The following is a 297-nucleotide window of genomic DNA, read 5'->3' as shown; positions in this document are numbered from 1 at the left end:
GGTGAAAATATACCCGGCCGGGTAAGGAACCTTTCATCCGACACCGTGCCTAATGATCTGCATACGCACTTTCTGAGGCACCGCCATGGCCAGCATTTTTATCTCAACCACCCTGTTCGCCCTCTTCGCGTCGATGTTGATCGGCCTGGGAATGGTGTGGAAAAGCATTTCCAACAATCCTGATAACTGATTCTGTTGTACGCCGTTGCTGTTCACCCTCCGCAGCGGCGGGTCTACCCCGCCCCTTTTTATCAATGACCACCCCAGGTTTCGCTCAGGCGCAATCTCCTCAAGGAC

Annotated in this window: 2 protein-coding genes; one reads left to right on the top strand and one right to left on the bottom strand. The window is 53.9% G+C overall.

Annotated elements, in window-relative coordinates; all coding sequences use genetic code 11:
- Positions 1-33: 33 nt before the first annotated feature.
- Positions 34-135: a hypothetical protein gene (locus tag ACNQ0T_RS23830; protein WP_223174615.1), complete on the bottom strand. Its 102-nt coding sequence runs from the start codon at positions 133-135 to the stop codon at positions 34-36.
- Between ACNQ0T_RS23830 and ACNQ0T_RS23825 the strand changes: the two genes are divergently transcribed.
- Positions 134-190 (top strand): YnaM/YnfT family protein, encoded by a 57-nt coding sequence (locus ACNQ0T_RS23825; RefSeq protein ID WP_277949449.1) that lies wholly within the window; start codon positions 134-136, stop codon positions 188-190. The two genes, ACNQ0T_RS23830 and ACNQ0T_RS23825, sit on opposite strands and share 2 nt — an antisense overlap.
- Positions 191-297 lie beyond the last annotated feature (107 nt).

Source organism: Enterobacter cloacae complex sp.6700776 (assembly GCF_048284255.1).
GTDB classification, from domain to species: domain Bacteria; phylum Pseudomonadota; class Gammaproteobacteria; order Enterobacterales; family Enterobacteriaceae; genus Enterobacter; species Enterobacter intestinihominis.
The sequence above is the reverse complement of the archived record's forward strand: the minus strand, read 5'-3'. Positions and strand labels throughout refer to the sequence as shown.